This is a genomic window from Arsenicicoccus bolidensis DSM 15745 (assembly GCF_000426385.1).
GTDB lineage: Bacteria > Actinomycetota > Actinomycetes > Actinomycetales > Dermatophilaceae > Arsenicicoccus > Arsenicicoccus bolidensis.
This window is the reverse complement of record NZ_AUFG01000009.1, coordinates 64,025-80,102: the sequence shown is the minus strand read 5'-3', so window position 1 is coordinate 80,102 and position 16,078 is coordinate 64,025. Positions and strand designations below refer to the sequence as shown.

The 16,078-nt window shown below is 73.1% G+C and carries 19 protein-coding genes; 15 read left to right on the top strand and 4 right to left on the bottom strand.

Annotation, left to right across the window (positions count from 1 at the left end):
* Positions 1-2: 2 nt before the first annotated feature.
* From K313_RS20380 to K313_RS0107145, 5 genes are read left to right on the top strand one after another with little or no spacing between them, the layout of a single operon-like run.
* Positions 3-506 (top strand): helix-turn-helix domain-containing protein, encoded by a 504-nt coding sequence (locus K313_RS20380; protein ID WP_029211041.1) that lies wholly within the window; start codon positions 3-5, stop codon positions 504-506.
* Entirely contained in the window at positions 503-1,441 is a 939-nt protein-coding gene (locus tag K313_RS0107160) for a hypothetical protein (RefSeq protein WP_029211040.1), read from the top strand. Before K313_RS20380 ends, K313_RS0107160 begins: the two co-directional genes overlap by 4 nt.
* A 46-nt stretch (positions 1,442-1,487) precedes the next feature.
* Positions 1,488-1,913 carry a D-aminoacyl-tRNA deacylase gene (gene dtd / locus K313_RS0107155; RefSeq protein ID WP_029211039.1) on the top strand — a complete coding sequence of 142 codons (426 nt, stop codon included), beginning with the start codon at positions 1,488-1,490 and terminating at the stop codon, positions 1,911-1,913.
* Between the two features lie 17 nt (positions 1,914-1,930).
* Positions 1,931-2,248, top strand: coding sequence for a DUF2516 family protein (locus tag K313_RS23880; protein WP_029211038.1), 318 nt, complete (start codon positions 1,931-1,933; stop codon positions 2,246-2,248).
* Positions 2,242-3,060, top strand: a complete 819-nt coding sequence (locus K313_RS0107145; RefSeq protein WP_051274039.1) for an alpha/beta fold hydrolase — start codon at positions 2,242-2,244, stop codon at positions 3,058-3,060. Before K313_RS23880 ends, K313_RS0107145 begins: the two co-directional genes overlap by 7 nt.
* Positions 3,061-3,121: 61 nt before the next feature.
* Here the strand turns inward: K313_RS0107145 and K313_RS20375 are convergent, their stop codons facing one another.
* Positions 3,122-4,315 (bottom strand): MFS transporter, encoded by a 1,194-nt coding sequence (locus K313_RS20375; RefSeq protein WP_034252202.1) that lies wholly within the window; start codon positions 4,313-4,315, stop codon positions 3,122-3,124.
* Between the two features lie 132 nt (positions 4,316-4,447).
* On the opposite strand from K313_RS20375, the gene K313_RS0107135 reads away from it, so the two are divergent.
* Positions 4,448-5,527 carry a LacI family DNA-binding transcriptional regulator gene (locus K313_RS0107135; protein ID WP_029211036.1) on the top strand — a complete coding sequence of 360 codons (1,080 nt, stop codon included), beginning with the start codon at positions 4,448-4,450 and terminating at the stop codon, positions 5,525-5,527.
* A gap of 89 nt (positions 5,528-5,616) precedes the next feature.
* On the opposite strand, the gene K313_RS0107130 is transcribed toward K313_RS0107135, so the two are convergent.
* Positions 5,617-6,408, bottom strand: coding sequence for a class I SAM-dependent methyltransferase (locus K313_RS0107130; RefSeq protein WP_029211035.1), 792 nt, complete (start codon positions 6,406-6,408; stop codon positions 5,617-5,619).
* Positions 6,409-6,560: 152 nt separating this feature from the next.
* Between K313_RS0107130 and mshA the strand changes: the two genes are divergently transcribed.
* Genes mshA through K313_RS0107115 form a run of 3 tightly spaced genes read left to right on the top strand, consistent with a single transcriptional unit; the run spans position 6,561 to position 9,181 of the window.
* Positions 6,561-7,811 carry a D-inositol-3-phosphate glycosyltransferase gene (mshA, locus tag K313_RS20370; protein ID WP_034252234.1) on the top strand — a complete coding sequence of 417 codons (1,251 nt, stop codon included), beginning with the start codon at positions 6,561-6,563 and terminating at the stop codon, positions 7,809-7,811.
* The gene (locus K313_RS0107120; RefSeq protein WP_420804898.1) at positions 7,808-8,428 is read left to right on the top strand and encodes a type III secretion system chaperone family protein; all 621 of its coding nucleotides are present in this window, start codon (positions 7,808-7,810) and stop codon (positions 8,426-8,428) included. The genes mshA and K313_RS0107120 overlap by 4 nt, the downstream gene beginning before the upstream one ends.
* A gap of 9 nt (positions 8,429-8,437) precedes the next feature.
* Positions 8,438-9,181, top strand: coding sequence for a phosphoglyceromutase (locus tag K313_RS0107115; RefSeq protein ID WP_019286965.1), 744 nt, complete (start codon positions 8,438-8,440; stop codon positions 9,179-9,181).
* Positions 9,182-9,336: 155 nt separating this feature from the next.
* Here K313_RS0107115 and phoU read toward each other — a convergent pair whose 3' ends face one another.
* A complete protein-coding gene (gene phoU, locus K313_RS0107110) occupies positions 9,337-10,023 on the bottom strand; it encodes a phosphate signaling complex protein PhoU (protein ID WP_019286966.1) in 687 nt (228 codons plus the stop codon).
* Between the two features lie 382 nt (positions 10,024-10,405).
* Here phoU and K313_RS0107105 point away from each other — a divergent pair, with 382 nt between their 5' ends.
* Both K313_RS0107105 and K313_RS0107100 read left to right on the top strand, forming a co-directional pair.
* Positions 10,406-11,461 carry a sensor histidine kinase gene (locus K313_RS0107105; protein ID WP_051274038.1) on the top strand — a complete coding sequence of 352 codons (1,056 nt, stop codon included), beginning with the start codon at positions 10,406-10,408 and terminating at the stop codon, positions 11,459-11,461.
* 45 nt (positions 11,462-11,506) lie between these two features.
* Positions 11,507-12,187 carry a response regulator transcription factor gene (locus K313_RS0107100; RefSeq protein WP_029211032.1) on the top strand — a complete coding sequence of 227 codons (681 nt, stop codon included), beginning with the start codon at positions 11,507-11,509 and terminating at the stop codon, positions 12,185-12,187.
* A gap of 79 nt (positions 12,188-12,266) precedes the next feature.
* Here the strand turns inward: K313_RS0107100 and K313_RS22230 are convergent, their stop codons facing one another.
* On the bottom strand, positions 12,267-12,926 hold the full coding sequence (locus tag K313_RS22230; protein ID WP_029211031.1) for a hypothetical protein: 660 nt from the start codon (positions 12,924-12,926) through the stop codon (positions 12,267-12,269).
* Positions 12,927-13,191: 265 nt separating this feature from the next.
* Here K313_RS22230 and K313_RS0107090 point away from each other — a divergent pair, with 265 nt between their 5' ends.
* From K313_RS0107090 to K313_RS0107075, 4 genes are all read left to right on the top strand, one after another.
* Positions 13,192-13,674, top strand: a complete 483-nt coding sequence (locus K313_RS0107090) for a CarD family transcriptional regulator (protein WP_019286970.1) — start codon at positions 13,192-13,194, stop codon at positions 13,672-13,674.
* Between the two features lie 76 nt (positions 13,675-13,750).
* A complete protein-coding gene (gene ispD / locus K313_RS0107085) occupies positions 13,751-14,509 on the top strand; it encodes a 2-C-methyl-D-erythritol 4-phosphate cytidylyltransferase (RefSeq protein ID WP_029211030.1) in 759 nt (252 codons plus the stop codon).
* The gene (gene ispF / locus K313_RS0107080) at positions 14,506-14,994 is read left to right on the top strand and encodes a 2-C-methyl-D-erythritol 2,4-cyclodiphosphate synthase (RefSeq protein WP_029211029.1); all 489 of its coding nucleotides are present in this window, start codon (positions 14,506-14,508) and stop codon (positions 14,992-14,994) included. Before ispD ends, ispF begins: the two co-directional genes overlap by 4 nt.
* Positions 14,995-15,163: 169 nt before the next feature.
* Positions 15,164-15,988: an N-acetylmuramoyl-L-alanine amidase gene (locus K313_RS0107075; protein ID WP_029211028.1), complete on the top strand. Its 825-nt coding sequence runs from the start codon at positions 15,164-15,166 to the stop codon at positions 15,986-15,988.
* Positions 15,989-16,078: the final 90 nt, after the last annotated feature.

Genomic DNA, 16,078 nt, shown 5'->3' with positions numbered 1-16,078 from the left:
TCATGGCACGGCTACCCGTCTCCCGGATCCACGTCACGGATCTCGGTGCCTACCTGCGCGAGCAGCGCGAGGCGGCCCAGCTCAGCCTGCGCCAGCTCTCGGAGCTCGCGGGGGTGAGCAACCCCTATCTCTCCCAGATCGAGCGCGGCCTGCGCCACCCCTCCGCCGAGATCCTCAACGCCCTGGCCAAGGGGCTGCAGATCTCTGCGGAGTCGCTCTACGTCCGCGCCGGCTTCCTCGACGGGCCGCGCGACGGCTCCGATCCGCAGGGCCACGCGGACGCCCGTGACGGTCGGCATCCGGGCCTCCCGACCGTCGTCGACGCCATCACCGCTGACCCGGGGCTGAGCGCTCGCCAGCGGCGCACCCTGGTGGACCTCTACCACCAGTTCTCCGAGGCCACCGAGTCCACCCATTCCACCGAGCCGACCGACGAGGCCGACCCGCCCCCGACCCCACCCGTCCGAGCACACGCAAGGACCCGACGCACGAGGAGCACCCGATGAGCCCGTCCCGCAAGAAGCCCACAGCCGCACCCGTCTATGCCGCCGTCGGTGCCGCCGACCTCGCGATCGAGCAGCTCAAGAAGACGCTGGCCCAGGTCGAGGTCCTGGCCGACCAGGTCCGCAGGGATCTCGAGGACCGCGTCGCCAGGGCCGGCGCCGACGCCCAGGAGGCCGCCGCCAAGGCCGGCAAGGCCGCCCAGGACGCTCCCGAGCAGGCCCTCAACCAGGGACTCACCGTCGCGAGCCTCGCCTCGCACGCGTATGACGAGATGGCCCGTCGCGGCCAGCGCGTCGTCGGCCAGGGCGTGCAGGACATCCGCGAGGACAAGCGCGTCAAGGAGGCCACCGCGCGGGCCGAGTCCACCGTCAAGGTGGCCGCCGAGACCGCCGCCACCGTCAAGGGCTTCGCCGACAAGGCGATGGGACGCAAGGACAGCGCCGCCGTCACCGTCAAGGGCACGGTCGTCGAGGGCGAGCAGCCCGAGACGGCGCCCGCCAAGAACGTCCGGGCCGCCGCCGCCGCCGCTGCCGGCGCCAAGGACGCGCCCGCGACCCCGCGCCGCCGCACCACCCGGCGCGCCACGACCGTCGAGGACGTCACGCCGACCGACGCCTCGGCCACGTCGCCTGCGTCCTCGGTGTCCTCGGCGTCGTCCAGCTCGCCCAAGGCGGCCACCAAGCCCGCCTCGAAGCGCCCCTCGCGCGCGTCGGTCACCACCAAGGCCGCCGCCGGCGAGTCGGGCAGCGGCACCACCTCGGCCCGCAAGTCGCCCTCGACGACGGCGCGCAAGGCGTCCACCCGTCCCTCGCGCAAGGCTGCGGACCCGGTCGCCGCGTCCTCGGGCAACGCCGCCGCGACCGAGACGGCTCCGGCGACGGGCACGACGACCTCCGCCCCGGTCCAGGCGTCCGTCGACGAGGCCGCTCAGTCCTGACGCCGCCCAGCCACCACCCGCACCCCCACCTCGAGGAGTCTCCTGCGTGCGTGCCGTCGTCTCCCGCGTGACCGCCGCCAGCGTCGTCGTCGAGGGCGAGGTCGTCGGGCAGATCACCGAGCCGGGACTGCTCGTCCTGCTCGGCGTGACCCACGACGACGGGCCGGACCAGGTCGCGACGATGGCCCGCAAGCTCACCGAGCTGCGGATCCTGCGGGACGAGCGCTCGGTCCTCGACGTGGGGGCCCCGGTGCTGCTGGTCAGCCAGTTCACGCTCTACGGCGACGTGCGCAAGGGGCGTCGACCGTGCTGGAGCGCGGCGGCACCGGGCCCGGTGGCGGAGCCGGTCTTCGACCAGGTCGTGGCCGCCGTCCGGGCCGTCGGCGTGACCGTCGAGACCGGCAGGTTCGGCGCGATGATGGACGTCGCCTCGGTCAACGACGGTCCGTTCACGGTGATCGTGGAGGTCTGAGCCGTAGGCTGACCCCCGTGGACCAGCTGACCTTCTCCTTCCAAGGCCTGGTGGCCGCCCTGCTCCAGCTCGCGGCCGTCGTCGCCGGCGTGGTCGGGTGCATCCAGGTCGCCATGACGCGTCCGGACGCGTTCCCGGCGGCCAGCAAGCTCTCCAAGGGCGCCTGGCTGGCGATCATCGTGGTGGCGACGCTGGTCGCGGGGGCCTTCGGCGTGCTGCACCTGCTCGGCCTGCTGGCCGCCATCGCCATCATCGTCTACTGGGTCGACGTCCGCCCGGCCCTCCAGCGGGTCCAGGGCCGGGGACGTCAGGACGGTCCCTACGGCCCGTGGTGACCCCCGCCGGTCGCCTGGCGCAGGTGGCCGGCCCGGCCGGCCCCCTCGACCTGCTCACCGTCGGCCGCGGCGAGCCGGCGACGGTCTTCGCGCACGGCGCCGGCTCCTCCATCGACACGACGCGGCCCTTCGCATCGGGGGTGCGCGGGGCGCGCACCTTCTTCCACTTCCGAGGACACGGGCGGTCGGTCGTGCCCGACCTGCCCTGGTCGTATGCCGACCTGGCCGCCGAGCTGCGGACCGTCGCCGACGAGGTGGGGGCCACGCGCGCGCTGGGGGTCAGCCTGGGCGCGGGCGCGCTGCTGCGCCTGCTCTGCGACGATCCCGACCGCTTCGAGCGGGTGGTGCTGGTGCTGCCCGCGGGGCTCGACCGGCCACGCCGGGGACCGGGCGTCGACGAGCTGCAGCGGCTGGGCCGCCGCATCGCCGAGGGGGACCGCGCGGCCGCCGTCGAGTTCTACCGGGGGGACGGCGGCGCGGGGTCGGCTGCCCCGGGCGCGGCGGCGGACGCCTGGGCGGAGCAGATGGCCGACGAGGTCGTCGCGGGGCGGCTCAGCGCGGTGGGGATCGGACGTGCGCTCACGACGGTCCCCGGTCAGGTCGCGGTGCCGGACGTGGCACTCCTGGCGCGGGTGACGGTCCCGGTGCTGGTGGTCGGCCAGGAGGACGACGTGATCCACCCCGCCTCGGTCGCGCGCCGGCTGGGCGAGCTGCTGCCGCAGGCCCGGGTCGAGGTGCTCCCGGCGGGCGGGCTGCTGTGGGCCCACCGGGCGACGGTGCGGACCCTGGTCAGCGGCTTCCTGAGCTCCTGACCCTGGTCGCCAGCTGCCCGTCCGCACCGTCCGCACAGTCGCGTCAGTCGCGTCAGTCGCGTCAGTCGCGCTGCTCGCGGGTCACGGGGACCAGCAGCAGGGCGATCACGGCGAGACCGCCGACCAGCAGCAGCGAGTGCAGGACCCCGACGTGGTTGCCCAGGAAGCCCAGGAACGGCGGGCCGGCGAGGAACGCCAGGTAGCCGATCGTCGAGACGACGCTCACCCGCACCGCGGCCCGACGAGGGTCGTCGCTGGCGGCCGACATACCGACCGGGAAGCCGAGGCTGGCTCCCACGCCCCAGATCGCTGCGCCGACGAAGGCCAGGACCGGTCCGCCGAAGACGACCACCAGCGAGCCGATCGCGGCCATCACGAACAGCACGCGCAGCACCGGCACCCGGCCGTACCGGTCCAGCGCGGAGGTGCCCAGCAGGCGTCCGATCGTCATGGCGCTGAGGAAGGTCGCGAAGCCGAGGATCCCGGCCCACTGCGGCAGGTCGTAGCCCTCGACGAGCGCGACGGACACCCAGTCGTTGGCGGTGCCCTCGGTCATGGCGGCGACGAGCACGACGACGCCGATGAGCAGGGTGCGCGGCTCGCGCCACGCGGAGGTGCTGGACGGGCGGGCCTCGTCGTCGGTGGCCTCGGTGTCCGCCTCCTCCACCGCACGGGGGAGGAAGCCGCGGACGGACAGCCAGCCGAGCAGCGGCCACAGCAGCGCCACGCCGGTGAGGTGCACCCAGACCGGGACGCCGGCCCAGGCGAGGCCCGCCGCGGCGAGCGCCATCAGCACCGTGCCGCCGCTGAACGCGGCGTGGAACCACGGCATGATCGCGCGCCCGAGGTGCTGCTCGACCGCTGCGCCCTCGATGTTCATCGAGACGTCCCAGGTGCCGATGCCGAGGCCGACGAGGAACAACCCGACCCCTGCCACGATCGCCGAGTGCGCGAGGTCGGTGCCGACGCCCAGGACCACCAGCCCGACGCAGAACACCGCGAGACCGGACATGACCGTGCGGACGGCGCCGATGCGGGACGTGATGCTGCCCGCGGCGGGGAGGCCCAGCAGGGAGCCCGCCGACACGCACATCAGCAGCACGCCCAGCTGCCCCGGGTCGAGCCCGAGCGAGGACTTGATGGCCGGGATCCGGGACGACCAGGTGGCGAAGCCCATGCCGTTGACCGCGAAGACCGCCACCACGGCCCAGACGGCCTGGCGCACGCGCTCGGGGGACAGGGTCGTGGTGGTCATCTGGGGTCCTCCGGGATGGTCTGGGTGTGGCAGTGGCTCGGCACGTCATACGGCTGGGTGCCTGGCGTCTGGTGAGCGGCGGCGGGGGCGATCGAATCGATTCGATCGAATCGTTTCGATTAGTATGCCGACATGGCACGGACCGGTCAATCCACGACGCGCTCGCCCCAGCGCCGGCCCACCCTCCGCGAGGTGGCCGACCAGGCGGGCGTGTCGATCTCGACCGCGTCGCTCGTCTACAGCGGCAAGCAGGGCGTCTCCCCGGCGACGGCGGAGCGGGTGCGCGAGGCCGCAGAGGCCCTCGGGTATGCCGGCCCCGACCCCCTCGCCTCGTCGCTGCGGCACGGGCGGTCCGGGGTGATCGGGGTGCACCTCGAGGGCACGCTCGGCTATGCCTTCCAGGACCCCTACGCCGTCTCCGTGCTGGACGGCCTCGGCCAGGCGCTCGACGAGCTCGGGATGGGGATGCTGCTCGTGCCGGAGGCGCCGGGGGAGGCCTCCCACGCGGCCCGCCTCGTGGCGGGACAGGCCCTGGACGCGCTGGTGTTCGCGCTCTGCGGGCCGACGACCTCGGCGCTCGTCGACCAGGTGGCCGCCAGGGGGATCCCGATGCTCGGCACGGGCGCCCCGGCCGACGACCGGGTCGTGCAGCTGCGCATCGACGACCGCGGCGCCACCGCCGCGCTGGTCGACCACCTGCTCGAGCTCGGCCACCGGGACGTCGCGATGCTGGCCATGCCGCTCGACCCCGGCGCCCGCACCGGACCGGTGACGGTGGCGGACATCGAGGCGGCGACCTACCCGGACGCGCGAGACCGGGCGCTGGCCTTCGTCGACCGGGTGGGTCCGGACCGCCCGATGGTGCAGTCGGCGAGCCTGTCGATCGACGGTGCGGCCGAGGCGGCCGCGCTCCTGCTCGACGTCTCGCCGCGTCCCACCGCCGTGGTGGCCCAGTCGGACCTGCTGGCGGCCGGGGTGATCCGCGCGGCGGCCGAACGAGGGCTGTCCGTGCCGCAGGACCTGAGCGTCGTGGGCTTCGACGGTGTCGAGCTGCCGTGGTTCGAGGGGCGGCTCACGACGGTGGAGCAGGACGGGCGGGGCAAGGGGCGCCATCTCGGTGACATGGTGCGGCGTCTCCTCGACGGGGAGGACGTGCCCGACGAGGAGCACCCGACCCATCTCCGCCTCGGCACCACGACCTACCCGAGGTAGTCACACTCGCCCGACTTGGCACGCCAGGCGGATGTGACGACCTGAGGTAGGTATGACGAAGCCGGGCCGGTGTGACGAAGCCAGGCGGATCAGGACGGGGCGACCGCGGACCACGCCACCGTGAGCTCGCCCAGCCGCCACCGGGCCGGCCCGTCGAGCAGCGGCCACCCCGCCTCACGCAGCCCGCGCGCCACCGCCACGAACCTCTGTCGCGCCCCATAGCTCGCCAGCGGCGCCTGCCGGGCCCACTCCGCGTCGACCGCGGAGAGCCAGTCGTGGACCCGCTCGCCCGGCACGTTGCGGTGGATCAGCGCCTTGGGCAGCCGCTCGGCCACCACACCGGGCCGGACCAGGCCCCGCAGGTGCCACGAGCAGGTCAGCGACAGCGGACCCGAGCGGTCGAGGGTGGCCCATGACGCGAGCCGCCCGATCTCGTCGCAGGTCCCGTCCACCAGCAGCCCGTCGGGCGTGAGGCGCGAGCACAGCCGGCGCCACGCGTCCGGGACCTCTTCCTCGGAGTACTGCCGCAGCACGTTGAACGCCCGCACCACCGTGGCGGACTCGCCGTCCAGGGGCACCTCGAACCCGCCCAGGCGGAAGGACAGCCCCGGCACCTCCAGCGGCCGACCGAGCTCCACGCGGGACGGCTCGATCTCGATGCCCACGACGCGCACGTCCGGCCGCACGGCCGACAGCCGCTCGTGCAGCTCGACCGCGGTGACGGGGGAGGCGCCATACCCGAGGTCGACCGCGATCGGAGACGCGGCCGCCGACCTCAGCCGCCAGGCCTGCGGGCCGGCCAGCCAGCGGTCGCAGCGCCGCAGCCGGTTGGGGTTGGTCGTCCCGCGCGTCACGGTGCCGATGGGGGAGGTGCGGGCCACCGGTCCAGCCTAGGTCGCGCCCACCCCGCCCCGGACATCCACGCGCGCTGCCCCGCACGAGGGGAATGCCGCCCGGCACCGGCCGGTTGTCGCGAGCGGCAGCGCTCGGCGTCTCCGTCGGCACGCCACCCGTCGTCACCCACGGAGGTCTCATGCCCGGGCTGCACCGCGTCGCGATGCTGAGCGTCCACACGTCACCCCTCGCGACGCCGGGCCGAGGTGACGCCGGCGGCATGAACGTCTACGTCGCCGAGACCGCCCGCCGCCTCGCGCGCCGCGGCATCGAGGTCGACGTCTTCACCCGCGCCACCTCGGGTCGCCAGGCGCCCGCCGTCCGGCTCGACGACGGCGTCACCGTCCGCCACGTCACCGCCGGCCCCTTCGAGGGCCTCGGCAAGATGGACCTCCCCGGCCAGCTGTGCGCCTTCGCCGCCGGGGTCATGCGCACCGAGGCGATGAACCCCGAGGGGCACTACGACCTCGTCCACTCGCACTACTGGCTGTCCGGGCAGGTGGGCTGGCTGGCCGCCGACCGCTGGCAGGTGCCCCTCGTCCACAGCATGCACACGATGGCCAAGGTCAAGAATCTCCAGCTGGCCCAAGGGGACTCGCCCGAGCCTCCCGGTCGTGAGATCGGCGAGGAGCAGGTCGTCGCGGCCGCCGACCACCTGGTCGCCAACACCGAGATCGAGCGCCGCGAGCTGATCGAGCTGTATGACGCTGCGCCCCACCGCGTCGCCGTCGTCCCCCCGGGCGTCGACCTCGACGTCTTCCACCCGGGCGACCAGGGCGAGGCACGAGCCCGGCTGGGGCTGCCGTCGGACGCGGTGCTGCTGCTGTTCGTCGGGCGGATCCAGCCGCTCAAGGCCCCGGACGTCCTCGTCCGCGCCGCCGCCGAGCTGCTCTCCCGTCGTCCCGAGCTGCGGCCACGGCTGCGCGTCGCCGTCCTCGGCGGTGACAGCGGGGGCGGGTATGGCGACCCGGAGTTCCTGCGACGCCTGGCCGCCGAGCTCGGCGTCGGCGACCACATGGTCTGGCACCAGCAGAGCACCCGCGCCGAGCTCGCGGACTGGTTCCGGGCGGCCGACGTGGTGACCGTCCCGTCCTACAACGAGTCCTTCGGGCTGGTCGCCGTCGAGGCGCTGGCGTGCGGCGCGCCCCTCGCGGCCACCCGCGTGGGCGGCCTCCCGACGGCGGTCGGTGACGCGGGCGTGCTCGTGGACGGGCACGACCCGCGTGCCTGGGCCGACGCCATCGCGTCGCTGCTCGACCACGGCGACCTCCCCGGCATACGGGCTCGAGCCGCCCGGCACGCCGAGACGTTCTCGTGGGAGGCGACCACCGACCGGCTGGTCGCCGTCTATCAGGACGTCCTCGCCCGACGACGTAGCCTGGCCTCGTGACCGACGACGCGCACAGCAGCAGCCCCACCACCAGCCCTGCCGGCCTCGACCCCGCTGACACCTCTGGCACCGCTGACATCTCTGACACCGCCAAGGTGCTCGCCGCCGTCGAGGCCTTCGTCACCGGGCAGGAGCTCGAGTGGGAGCGCGGAGCGCGCGAGGGCGAGGTCGTGGTGACGCTGCCGGGGGAGCACAAGCTCAAGACCGTGCTGTCCCTGCTGGTGCGCGAGCGCGGCCTGTCCGGCAGCGCGTTCGTGATCCGCAACGCCGACGAGGCGCACGAGCGGTTCTACCGCACCCTGCTGCGGCGCCACCTGCGGATGGCGGGCGTGGCCTACGCCATCGACGCGTCCGGCGACGTCTACGTCACCTCGCACGTCCCGCTCGCCGGGGTGGACGAGGCCTACCTCGACCAGCTGCTCGGCACCGTCCTCGAGGCGGCCGACGAGCCCTTCGACGAGCTGCTGGAGATCGGCTTCATCACCTCGATGCGCAAGGAGTGGGCGTGGCGGATCTCGCGGGGCGAGTCGACCCGCAACCTCGACGCCTTCCGCCACATCCTGGACACCGGTCCGCAGGGCGAGGCACCGGGTGAGGGCTCCGTCCACGAGGGATAGGGTCGGAGCATGACCTACACGCTGATCCTCCTGCGCCACGGCGAGAGCGAGTGGAACGCCAAGAACCTCTTCACCGGCTGGGTTGACGTCGAGCTGTCCGACAAGGGCCGCGCCGAGGCCGTCTCCGGCGGCACGCAGCTCAAGGACGCCGAGCTGCTGCCGGACATCCTGCACACCTCGCTGCTGCGTCGCGCGATCAACACCGCCAACGCCGCGCTCAACGAGTGCGACCGCCACTGGATCCCGGTCAAGCGGTCCTGGCGCCTCAACGAGCGCCACTACGGCGACCTGCAGGGCAAGGACAAGAAGCAGACCAAGGAGCAGTACGGCGAGGAGCAGTTCATGCTCTGGCGCCGCTCCTACGACACCCCGCCGCCGGAGATCGCCGACGACAACGAGTTCAGCCAGGCCGGGGACCCGCGCTACGCCGACCTCGGTGACGCGATGCCCAAGACCGAGTGCCTCAAGGACGTCGTCGCCCGGATGATCCCCTACTGGGAGTCCGACATCGTGCCGGACCTCAAGGACGGCAAGACCGTGCTGGTCGCCGCGCACGGCAACTCGCTGCGCGCCCTGGTCAAGCACCTCGACGGCATCAGCGACGACGACATCGCGGGCCTCAACATCCCGACCGGCATGCCGCTGGTCTACCGCCTCGACGAGTCGCTCAAGCCCACCGTCCCCGGCGGCGAGTACCTCGACCCCGAGGCCGCCAAGGCCGCCGCGGAGGCCGTCGCCAACCAGGGCAAGTGACCTACCTCAGGTAGTCACACCCGCCCGGGTTGGCACGCCAGGCGGGTGTGACCAACCCCGGCCGGTGTGACCAACCCAGGCTGATCTGCTCAGGCCGTATGCCGAGAAGGCCCGACCCCACGCGGGGTCGGGCCTTCTCGCCGTACAGGCGGCTATCAGTCGTCGTCGCCGGCGTCGATGCCCGGGAGCTCGACGCCGTCCTGCGCCCACTCGCCGGTGACGAGGTAGACGACGCGGCGGGAGACCGACACCGCGTGGTCGGCGAAGCGCTCGTAGTAGCGCCCGACGAGGGTCACGTCGACGGCGGCCTGGATGCCGGCGTCCCAGTGCCCGCCGAGGAGGTGCTCGAACACCTGGCGGTGCAGGGCGTCCATCTCGTCGTCCTGCGTCTCGAGGGCGACGGCGGCCGCGACGTCCTTGCCGGCGATGATCGAGCCGGCCTGCGCCACGATCTTGTCTGCGGCGTGGCCCATCTCGGTGATGGTTCCGCGCAGGGTGGCCGGGATCGCCGACTCGGGGTAGCGGAGCCGGGCGACCTTGGCGATGTGTCGGGCGAGGTCGCCCATGCGCTCGAGGTCGGCGCTCATGCGCATCGCCGTCACGACCATGCGCAGGTCGGTGGCGACGGGCTGCTGGCGGGCGAGCAGGTCGACCGCGGTGTCGTCCAGCTCACGACGCATCTGGTCGATGGCCTGGTCCGCCTCGATGACGGACTCGGCGAGCTCGAGGTCGGCGTCGAGGAGGGCGATGGTCGCCCGGCCCATCGCCGAGCCGGTGAGGCGGGACATCTCGACGAGCTTGTCCGAGATCTGGTCGAGCTCCTCGTGGAACGCGTCGCGCATGGATTCCTCTCACTGCGGTGCAGGGGCGTCGGCGCAGTCGCGGTCGGCTGCCCAACTAGATCGTAGGTGCAGGCGCGCACGGGTGTCCCAGGATCGCGCCTCGGCGAGCGTCCCAGGGCTGCGTTAACGAGCTGAGGACCACGGATGAACACTTGGCGATCACACCGTGTGATCACCGCGCCGGCGTGCGTGTCGGGGGTCGTCACGGCCATGCTGACCTGCGAGGCGTGCGTCGGCCGGTTCCGCTGCTGCGTATCCTCGTCGCGTGGATCCCGTGGTGACGTTCGGCGCAGTCGCGCTGGTCGGTGCCCTGACGGGGTCCGCCATGACCACAGGTTGGTCGGACCGTTTCCGCCGTCGTCACCGAGAGGGACAGGCTCCCGTGAGCACGAGCCCGGACACCGCCGAGCTGCAGCCGGGGGTCGAGGACGTCCTCGCGGTCCTGCGCTCGATCGGCATCGTCCTCGACGCCTCCGACGCGGTGGTCCGGTCGACGCAGGCCGCGGTGCAGCACGGGCTGGTCCGCGAGGGCGAGCTGGTCCATCGTGAGCTGGTCGCGCTCGCTCGTGAGGTGCGGCGCTCCGGGGACATCCATGAGACCGAGCTGGACCTCCCGCGGGGCCCGCTGGGCCGGGGCCGGATGGTCGCCCACGTCCGCGCCGCACGGCTCTCGAGCGGGCACGTCCTGCTGCTCGTCGACGACCGCACGCACGCCAACCGGGTCGACGAGGTCCGCCGCGACTTCGTCGCCAACGTCTCGCACGAGCTCAAGACACCGGTGGGCGGCCTCGTGCTGCTGGCCGAGGCCGTGCAAGGTGCCGCGGACGACCCGGAGGCGGTGCACCGCTTCGCCGGCCGGATGAAGGTCGAGTCGGAGCGGCTGACCCGCCTCGTCAAGGAGATCGTCGACCTGTCCCGCCTGCAGGTGGCCGACACCCTGACCGAGCCGGCGCCCGTGGACGTGGCGGGGGCGGCCGCGGACGCCGCGGACCGGTGCCGCCTCGTGGCCGAGGGCAAGGGCATCGAGATCAGCGTGACCACGGGGGACCGGGCCATCGTCTACGGCGACCGCGAGCTGCTGACGACCGCGATCCGCAACCTCGTCGACAACGCCGTGGCCTACTCCGACGACGGTGCACCCGTGCGGGTCATCGTGGAGCGCCAGGGCGACGTGGTCGAGGTGGTGGTCAGCGACCTCGGGGCGGGCATCCCCCCGGACGAGCAGGACCGCGTCTTCGAGCGCTTCTACCGCGTGGACCCCGCGCGGTCACGATCGACCGGCGGCACGGGCCTCGGCCTGTCCATCGTCAAGCACGTCGTCGCCAACCATGGCGGCGAGGTGCGGCTGTGGAGCCAGACGGGGCAGGGGTCGACGTTCACCCTGTCCTTCCCCGCCGCCGCGCTGACCGACCTGGGCGAGCAGCAGCCGCGCCCCTAGGATCGAGCACGACCGGAGGTCTCCGGACGAGGAAAGGTAGTGAGCATGACCCGCATCCTGGTGGTCGAGGACGAGGAGTCCATCTCCGACCCGCTGTCCTACCTGCTGCGCAAGGAGGGCTACGACGTGGCGATCGCCGCGACCGGCCCCGAGGCGCTGGCGGAGTTCGAGCGGTCGAGCACCGACCTGGTGCTCCTCGACCTGATGCTGCCAGGCCTGTCCGGCGTCGACGTCTGCCGTTCGATCCGCCAGCGGTCGTCGGTCCCGATCATCATGCTCACCGCCAAGGACAGCGAGATCGACAAGGTCGTGGGCCTCGAGATCGGCGCCGACGACTACATCACCAAGCCCTACTCCAGCCGCGAGCTCCTCGCCCGGATCAAGGCGGTGCTGCGGCGGATGAGCGAGCCGGACGACCTCGTGCCGGCAACCCTCGAGGTCGGGCCCGTCCGCATGGACGTCGAGCGGCACACGGTGTCGGTCAACGGTGGTCCGACCGCCCTGCCGCTCAAGGAGTTCGAGCTGCTCGAGATGCTGCTGCGCAACGCCGGCCGGGTCCTCACCCGCATGCAGCTCATCGACCGCGTCTGGGGCAGCGACTACGTGGGGGACACCAAGACGCTGGACGTCCACGTCAAGCGGCTCCGCGCCAAGATCGAGCCGGACCCCGGCGCCCCGGTGCACATCGTGACGGTGCGCGGGCTGGGCTACAAGTTCGAGGTCTGATCCCCACCGACCCGCGCCCGGGAGCCTCCGGGGCGCGGGTCGGGTTCCGCGGGTGCTGGTCCGGCCGTATGCCGGTCCGTCAGCCCGCAGACGTGGTCGCGGTCTCGGACGGGGTCGCCGCGGACGTGCTCGGCGTCGGCGCGGTGGCGCTCTCGCTGGTGCTCGGGGTGGTCGTGGCGCTGCCGGTCGCGGTGCCGGTGGGCGTCGCCGTGGCGCTGCCGGATCCGCTCGACGCGGTCGGCGTCATGGTGGCGTAGTACCCGGTCGGCGGGAGCACGGGGACGAGGGGGTTCTGCATGCCGTTGGTGGCGGTGCCCACCTGGAGGTTGACCATGGCGCCGGGCTTGACCGGGACGCTGGGGACCGAGACCTTCTCGGACGCCAGGGAGACCGCCTGGCCGGGCTCCACGGTCGTGGTCACGGGTGAGCCGGACTCCCCGAGGGAGAAGGACACCTGAGCGGGCTGGTTGCCCTGGTTGACGACGAGGCCGTTCAGGGCGCCGCCCTTGCCCTCGCCCGCGCTGACGACGAGCAGGTCGCGGACCTTGACCGGGCCGAGGTCGAGCTCGACGCCGTCGGCCGGGGCATAGCTGACGTCCGTCTGCTGCGGGGACATCATGTTGCACGCGGTGAGGCCGACCGTGGCCAGGGCCGCGGTGCCGAGGGTCAGGGTGGCGCGGCGGACCCGGGCGGCACGAGCCATCGGGGTCGCGGGGCGGTGGGAGTCGTCACGGGTCACGGCGACACCATATCGCCTCGCGCCTCACCCGGCCCGGCCCACGCGCGCCAAACCCGGCCCTGGCCACGCGTCCACCGCAGCGACGTCCAAGACCGGGCGACGACCGACGGCGCGCGCGTAGCGCGTCGTTGACCATTCGTCAAGACCCTGTTGAACGATCCCACGTTATGGTCCGTGGGCCCTGACCTGCACAAATGCCCGTACTCGGGCTTTATCCGGGCTGATTTGCGTGATATGATGGCGGTCGCGAAAGGGGCTTGACTACATGGCGTTCAAGGTCGGAGAAACGGTCGTCTACCCGCATCACGGGGCGGCGCTCATCGAGGAGATCAACACCCGGACCATCAAGGGTGTCGACAAGATCTACCTAAAGCTGAAGGTGTCCCAGGGTGACCTGACCATCGAGGTCCCCGCCGAGAACTGCGACCTCGTCGGCGTGCGCGACGTGGTCGGCCAGGAGGGTCTGGACCACGTGTTCGAGGTCCTGCGGGCCACGTGCGCGGAGGAGCCGACCAACTGGTCCCGCCGCTACAAGGCCAACCTGGAGAAGCTCGCCTCGGGTGACGTCAACAAGGTCGCCGAGGTCGTGCGTGACCTGTGGCGCCGCGACAAGGACCGCGGCCTGTCCGCCGGCGAGAAGCGCATGCTGGCCAAGGCTCGTCAGATCCTGGTGTCCGAGCTCGCGCTCGCGGAGAAGACCGACGAGGAGAAGGCCGAGTCGATCCTCGACGAGGTCCTCGCTTCCTGAGGCGCTCCACCCCGCAACGTCCGGAGGCCCCCACCGCTGCCCGCGGTGGGGGCCTCGCCGCGTCTACAGTGACCTCGTGAGCGTCGCCGTCATCATCGTGGCCGCCGGGTCGGGCAGCCGACTCGGGGCCGACCTGCCCAAGGCCCTGGTCGAGGTCGGCGGGCGCACCCTGCTGGAGCACAGCCTCCGCACCGCGCTGGAGGTGCCCGGCCTCGTGCAGGTCGTCGTCGTCGCGCCGGCGACCCACCTCGAGGCGGTCATCGAGCTGATCGACGGCATCCGCACCAGCAGTGCCGTGCACGTGGTCGCCGGGGGCGCGGACCGCACGGCCTCCGTGGCGGCCGGTCTCGCCGCCCTCGACGACGGCCTCGGTGACGAGCTCGACGACGCCGACGCGCAGGGGGACCTCGCCGAGCCGCAGGTCGTGCTCGTCCACGACGCCGCCCGCTGCTTCACCCCGCTGGACGTCTACGAGCGGGTGGTCGACGCGGTGCGTGACGGCTGGGTTGCCGTGGTGCCCGGGCTGCCCGTCGTCGACACGGTCAAGGCCGTCGACGAGCGCGGGGTCGTGCGCTCCACCCCGCCGCGCGAGCAGCTGCGCGCCGTGCAGACGCCCCAGGGCTTCGTGCGGGACGAGCTCGAGGCCGCCCACGCGAGCGGGATCTCCGCCACCGACGACGCCGCCCTGCTCGAGGCGCTCGGGCACCATGTCCTCGTCGTCGAGGGAGATCCCCTGTCGTTCAAGGTGACCACACCTGCGGACCTGGACCGTGCGCACCGGCATACGGCCTCGCTGTCCACCACCCCCGACCTCGAGCCGGAGACCGTCGCATGAACCCCGTCGTCCCCCGCGTGGGCATCGGCACCGACATCCACGCGTTCGCGGCGGCCGGGTCGGGGCGCGAGCTGTGGCTGGCCGGGCTGCTCTGGGAGGGGGAGGTCGGGCTCGAGGGGCACTCGGACGCCGACGTCGTCGCCCACGCGGCGTGCAACGCCCTCTTCTCGGCGGCGGGGCTCGGTGACCTCGGGCAGCACTTCGGGACCGGACGGCCGCAGTGGGCGGGGGCGAGCGGGGTCACGCTGCTCACCGAGGCCTGCCGGATCGTGCGGGAGGCGGGGTTCGAGATCGGCAACGTCGCGGTCCAGGTCGTCGGCACCCGCCCCAAGGTCGGCCGGCGGCGGGCCGAGGCCGAGGCGCTGATGAGCGAGGTGGTCGGCGCTCCGGTGTCGATCAGCGGCGCGACCACCGACGGGCTGGGCTTCCCGGGCCGCGAGGAGGGCGTGCTGGGCATCGCGACCGCCCTCGTCTACCTCAGGTAGTCACACTCGCCCGGCTTCGCACGCCAGGCCGATAGACCTACCTCAGGTAGGCACATCGGCCCGGCTTCGCACGGCAGGCGGATGTGACCAACCCAGGCTGATCTGGCGCCCGCCGGCAGCGCGAGCCGCCGGGGTTGGGAGAGTCGCCTGCGACGAGGACACTGGCCGTATGACGAACCACGCCCGCCACCACGCAGGCCCGCGGCACGCGTGGGTCGCCGCCATGATCACCGCCGCCGTCGCGGCCGCGTCCGCCCTCGCCCCAGGGGCGACGGCCCTCCCGTCAGCCGGCCCACCGTCCGCGGTCCGGTCAGCCGGCAACCGAGCGCCGCTCGCGGGCACCACGATCGTCGTCGACCCTGGTCACAACGGGGGCAACGGCCGCAACCCCAGGGCGCTCGCCCGCAAGGTCTACTCCGGCAACGGCCTGTGGAAGACCTGCAACACCGTCGGCACCCAGACCGCGGCCGGCTACCCCGAGCACGCGCAGGTGTGGGACACGGCCACCCGGCTCGCGACGGTGCTGCGGGCCCAGGGCGCGCGCGTGGTGCTGACCCGGGCCGACGATCGGGGCTTCGGGCCGTGCATCGACCGGCGGGCCGCCATCGGCAATCAGGCGCGGGCGACGCTGGTCGTGTCCATCCATGACGACGGCAACCTCTCGCCGCGGGCCAGGGGCTTCCACGTCATCCACTCGCCGCGCATGGCGGGCGGGCCGGCCGTGCAGCAGCGGTCCGAGCGGCTGGCCGTGGCGGTGCGGGACGCGTTCGCGGCCGGGACCGGGATGCCGCGCTCGACCTATGTCGGGCGGGGGACCGCACTCAGCCGGCGCACCGACATCGGGGGCCTCAACCTGTCGACCGTCCCCGCCGTGATGCTCGAGGCGGGCAACCTGCGCCACCCGCGGGACGCCCGCCTGCTGGGGTCAGCGGCCTTCCGGCAGCGCGAGGCCGTGGCGCTGGCCGCCGGCATACGGCGATATCTGGGGCGTTGACGGAATCGACCCGCCCTGGTCACATCCGCTGGGGTGCCCGTTGGCTGCCAACCCGGGCGGACGTGACTACCTCGGGCAGGTCCGCTGGAG